This window comes from Sphaerochaeta sp. (genome assembly GCF_050178175.1).
GTDB lineage: Bacteria > Spirochaetota > Spirochaetia > Sphaerochaetales > Sphaerochaetaceae > Sphaerochaeta.
Window position 1 is genome coordinate 1 of the sequence record NZ_JBFXGH010000140.1, and the last position, 4,988, is coordinate 4,988.

7 protein-coding genes are annotated in these 4,988 nt (G+C 48.4%); 5 read left to right on the plus strand and 2 right to left on the minus strand.

The annotated features are described in order from the left end of the window. From AB7S66_RS11230 to AB7S66_RS11240, 3 genes are all read left to right on the plus strand, one after another. Nucleotides 1–933: ABC transporter permease (locus tag AB7S66_RS11230; RefSeq protein WP_428520045.1), on the plus strand; the 933-nt coding region annotated here is incomplete at its 5' end. Continuing rightward, a complete protein-coding gene (locus AB7S66_RS11235) occupies nt 926–1,669 on the plus strand; it encodes an outer membrane lipoprotein-sorting protein (protein WP_428520047.1) in 744 nt (247 codons plus the stop codon). The genes AB7S66_RS11230 and AB7S66_RS11235, both read left to right, overlap by 8 nt. Next, complete coding sequence (locus AB7S66_RS11240) at nt 1,663–2,781, plus strand: hypothetical protein (protein ID WP_428520049.1); 1,119 nt, start codon at nt 1,663–1,665, stop codon at nt 2,779–2,781. Before AB7S66_RS11235 ends, AB7S66_RS11240 begins: the two co-directional genes overlap by 7 nt. Here AB7S66_RS11240 and AB7S66_RS11245 read toward each other — a convergent pair. Beyond that, the gene (locus AB7S66_RS11245) at nt 2,778–3,479 is read right to left on the minus strand and encodes an ATP-binding protein (protein ID WP_428520051.1); all 702 of its coding nucleotides are present in this window, start codon (nt 3,477–3,479) and stop codon (nt 2,778–2,780) included. The genes AB7S66_RS11240 and AB7S66_RS11245 overlap by 4 nt on opposite strands. Nucleotides 3,480–3,567: 88 nt before the next feature. Here AB7S66_RS11245 and AB7S66_RS11250 point away from each other — a divergent pair, with 88 nt between their 5' ends. Continuing rightward, on the plus strand, nt 3,568–4,233 hold the full coding sequence (locus tag AB7S66_RS11250) for a Crp/Fnr family transcriptional regulator (RefSeq protein WP_428520053.1): 666 nt from the start codon (nt 3,568–3,570) through the stop codon (nt 4,231–4,233). Between the two features lie 2 nt (nt 4,234–4,235). Beyond that, entirely contained in the window at nt 4,236–4,637 is a 402-nt protein-coding gene (locus tag AB7S66_RS11255; protein ID WP_428520055.1) for a hypothetical protein, read from the plus strand. Nucleotides 4,638–4,688: 51 nt separating this feature from the next. Here AB7S66_RS11255 and ribH read toward each other — a convergent pair. Further along, the coding region (gene ribH / locus AB7S66_RS11260) for a 6,7-dimethyl-8-ribityllumazine synthase (protein ID WP_428520057.1) at nt 4,689–4,988 on the minus strand (300 nt) is incomplete at its 5' end.

The window sequence follows — 4,988 nt, forward strand, 5'->3', positions numbered from 1 at the left end:
ATCAACTTTCCGGCCAATCTGTACATCGACGAGAAGAACAATGGAGCCATGGGAGTTGGTGTTGACTTCAACACGGAACAGGCTTTTATCGACTTTCCTGCAATCATGGATGAGGGAAGAATACCTGAACCTGGAGCCAATGAGCTGTTGATGGGCAAATTCCTTGCCCATGACCTTGGGCTCTCAGTGGGGGACAAGGTGACCATGCTTACCTCCACTGCACTGAGGGGTTCCAATGCCATGACTTTTACCATTGTTGGTATTGCAGCCTTCCCGGTGGGAGGACTGAGTGCCAAAACGGTGTATGTTCCCATTGACCGGGCCCAATACCTCCTGAGGATGGATGGCCACAGCCAGGAAATCCTATTGCTCACCGAGGATGGATACAAAGAAAGAGATGTAGCAAATGCAGTGAAAACTGCCCTTCAGGAACAGCTTTCCCTTGAGACTGAAACACGGGCATGGAAGGATCTGAATATGATGTATTCATTCCTCTCCATTGCCAAGTTCATCTACTATGTGATGGGAGCCATCTTCTTTGTTCTGGGAAGTACGGTCATCATCAATACAACGATGATGGTTATCTATGAGAGAGTTCGTGAGATTGGAACACTGGGTGCCCTGGGAATGCAAGGGAAGGAGCTCACCAGGCTTTTCCTCTTGGAAGGTACATTCATCAGTATCGCCGGTTCCACGCTCGGTACACTCTTTGGGGTCTTGATCGTCTTCATACTCAGCAAGACAGGAATCAATTTTACTGAAGCGATGAGTGGTGTCGATATGGAGGTATCCTCCATTCTCTTCCCACGGGTCAACTGGTTCACCGCTCTCTTTGTATGGATCTACGCAATCGTCATCGCATCGCTCTCTACGCTCATTCCATCCCGAAAAGCTTCAAAAATAGAAATTGTGGAGGCACTACGCTATGTCTAAGCATATTATCATGGTCCTGCTTGGACTCACCATACTCTTCCTGCCTGTCTCCCTGTTTGCAATCAACGCCGAGGAGATTGTCAGGGAGATGGATGCACAGGCTACCTTTAAAACCTCCTACGCCACCGGATCAATCAAAACGACAGATCGGTTTGGAACAAAGGAGAGTACCTTCAAGGCTTGGTCACGAGGAACAACCGATTCGCTTATTGAATTCACCAGCATCGCTGAACGAGGACAAAAAATTCTCAGAACCAAGGGAAGCCTCTATCTTTTCTACCCTGATGCCGAGGAGTTGATCAGGTTGCAAGGAGCGGCACTCAGACAATCGGTACTTGGCAGCGACCTCTCCTATGAGGATATGACGGAAGAGAAAACAACCCTTGATGACTATCATGTGACACTCGATGGCAGTGAGACCATCAATGGGAGGGATTGCTATATCCTGACCCTTACGGCAAAAACAAGGCAGGTTGCCTACCCTGTCCAGAAAATCTGGGTGGACAAAGAAACCTTCCTGACATGGAAAGGAGAGTATTCCACCAGCCACGGTCGCCTGCTCAAGGAGATGGAGGTACTCGACACCCTGGTGGTGGATGGGAGGACCCTCCCAAAAGAGACCCGAATCGAGGATGCGATGAAGAGTAATAGTGCAACATGGATGACCCTCGACACCTTGGAAGTAGACATCACACTCGATAGAAACCTATTCACCTTGGAGAATCTGACATGGTAAGAAAGTCACTACTCCTATCACTCTTCCTCATTATTGCTCTTTCCCTGACCGCGGCTGAAAACCCTGTAGTGGAAATGCAGTTGCTCAGCGCATTCAGCTACACGCCGAATACTAGCCAGTGGAATGAGACGATGGCCCCCTCCCTGAGTCTCTCGATCAGCTCAGGAAGGAGTGGCGATGTACGCGGGGAAGTAGTCCTGAAAACCCCAGACTTAATGCTCTTCACTACTGCTTCTGCCTCTGATATTTATGAAGAAATCCTTCACAAGGCTTACTTCAAGGTTCGTTTCCCTTCAGTCCGCCTGACGGCAGGAAAAACCCGCCTCTCATGGGGAGATGGAATACTCTTCAATGCTGGGGATGTGCTCTACGGGAGTAATGATACCTCTGTGACCTTGACCCAATCAGAGCTGAGGAATGAGACAGGACTCCTGGTAAGCCTGAACTATCCCCTGGGGTTCTTCAGCTTTGCTGAAGCTGTAGTACTCCCTTCACCGGACAATACTATCGAGCATATGGGAGGAGGAGCTCGCCTCTACACTACCGTTCAGGAAACCAAGGTGGAGGCAGGCTATCTCACCAGTTATGAGAGTGAACGCCTGCATAAGCCCTATATAAGCCTGCAGGGAAACATAGGACCGGACTGGTACCTGTCCTCTTCCCTTGCCATTCCACAGAGTGGAGCCATTGGTGAAGAAACACTGGATTCCTGGGTAATTACCGGTGGATTATTCCACATCCAGTATCTGGAGAATGATAAGAACGTATCCCTCCGCATGGAATTCCTTACCCGCCCTGCAGGAAACTGGGAAGCAGAAAGCCAAGACGATAAGGACTGCCCACTCTTGCTCTACCCTGAGGTGGTGTATACCCCTTCTTCCAGTCTCTCCTGGTCCCTGAGGACGATCATCAGTCCGTTGGATCTCTCCTTCAATGCAACATTCGGGGTAAACTGGGCAGTACTTGAAGGCTTCAGCCTCCTGGGCTTCCTCAGTGCTCCTGTAGGAGAGAAAGGAGATTTGTTCAGTTGGAATAACCAAGTTATCCATCCTACTATTGGACCAATTGATGAACGTATCTCATTGACCATAGGAGCATCCTGGATCTTCTAGCGGAGAATTTCCCCTTCCGTGGAGAGCGTTACCACGGCAAGGGGGATAATCTTCCCACTGGTTGCAATGGCACGTTTCACTGCCCCATCGAGCCCTCCACAGCAAGGGACTTCCATCCTTGCAACAGTAACGCTCCTGATATCATGATGCTTGAAAATATCGGTAAGCTTCTCTGCATAATCCCCTGCATCGAGCTTTGGGCAGCCGATAAGGGTGACTCTGTTCTTGATGAAGGTATTATGGAAATCACCATAGGCGTAGGCTGCACAGTCAGCGGCAATAAGCAGGTCAGCATTGTTGAAGAACCCAGCATTCGGGGCAGCCAGCTTGATCTGCACCGGCCATTGACGGAGCTGGCTCTGTAGTGGTGCAGCATTCGTATTTTGTGAGACAGGTTCTCTCTTTTCTTCCCTTTTCATCACATTGATCTGGCTTCCAGGGCAGCTGAATACCGGCTTATCCGCTTCCATGAACTTCTCTACCGCCTCATGGTCAAATGCAGGAGCCTCTCGATCTTCGAAGGTGATTGCTCCAGTTGGGCAGACTGGCAAGCAATTGCCCAACCCATCACAGTAGTCTTCTCGTAGCAATACCGCTTTTCCGTTTACCAGACCAATTGCTCCCTCTTGGCATGCACTCACGCACAAACCACACCCATTACATAGCTCTTCATCTATAGTTATCATCTGTCTGATCATATTGACTCCATTGTCTTGTTATATGGGTTATGGTACCATGTGCTCATCTATTGATATGTTGGATTTACAACAAAATATAAGGTGGTTTATGAACATCAACGAGGTACTACATCATTCTCATCTCTTCAAACAGATAGGAGCACAGGAACTGCCCCACTTGCTTGGCTGCTTGAAAAGCAGGACCAGCAATTTCCCCAAAGACTACACCATCATTGATGAAGGGGATTTCACTGATGAAATGGGCATCGTAATCCAAGGATCAGTGAATATCGTCCGTCACGATTTCTGGGGGAACAGAACAGTTGTGACCAATATTGGGGTGGGTGATACCTTTGCAGAGACTGTTGCCTTTACCCAGTCCCCCAGTGAAGTTGCTGCCATCACATCCCAGCCCACCACCATCCTATTCCTGAACATCAATAAAATTGTAACCACCTGCAGTATGAACTGCGTGTATCATCATATGTTGATCGAGAACCTGGTTAGATTATTCAGTCACAAGAACCTGGAGTTGATGAAAAAAATCAATCACATCACGAAGCGTAATACGCGGGAGAAACTACTTTCCTACCTCTCTGCTGAATCGAAGCGGCAGGGAAACAAGAAGACATTCACCATTCCTTTTGACCGGCAACATCTTGCAGACTATCTCTGTGTGGAGAGAAGTGCGATGTCCAGTGAACTCTCAAAGATGCGCAGTGAAGGATTAGTGGATTATCATAAGAGCACATTTACCCTGCTTGAGGAGAATTGATCATGAAAAGAATAACCGTATACGCGATACTTGCAACCGCCTTGGTGTTGCTCACCTCCTGTGCCACGGCAAGAAAGCCTGATGCAGTTCCACTGTCCATTACTGAGTCCCCGCATGAGCAACTGTTAGTGCTCTCTGTTAATCGGGGGATGCTTCAGGACGCGGGATACTCCTTGGGTGATATCGTAACAATCGAGCTGGAAGGAATGCTGATCCATGCCCGTTATAGCCTTGAAGCCAGAGAGGGATACACAACCCTGGTGGCAACTGAAGAGTACTCATTGTTGCATCTTCCCAAGGAACTTCAGGAAGGAAGCACAGGAATTCTGTTTCCCTACCAAAAGGATTCCTCCAAGATCAACACCAAGCTTAATGTGACAGGGAATTTTGTATTTACTCTATAGGCAGCATACCTGCTCCTGGAACAAGAGCAGGTATAAAACGGCTTTGTGTTCCTACAGCGTACCGAGAAGGTTTACCATCTCAATCGCTGAGGTTGCTGCATCAAATCCCTTATTCCCTGCCTTTGTCCCTGCTCGCTCTATGGCTTGCTCTATGGTATCTGTGGTCAGGACCCCGAATATTACGGGTTTAGCAAAATCCAGAGAGATTTTTCCAATTCCCTTGGAAACCTCATTTGCAACATAATCAAAATGGGGTGTACTTCCGCGAATCACGCATCCAAGGCAGATGATTGCATCATACTTCTCCGTCATAAGCATTCTTTTAGCCACCAAGGGAATCTCAAATGCCCC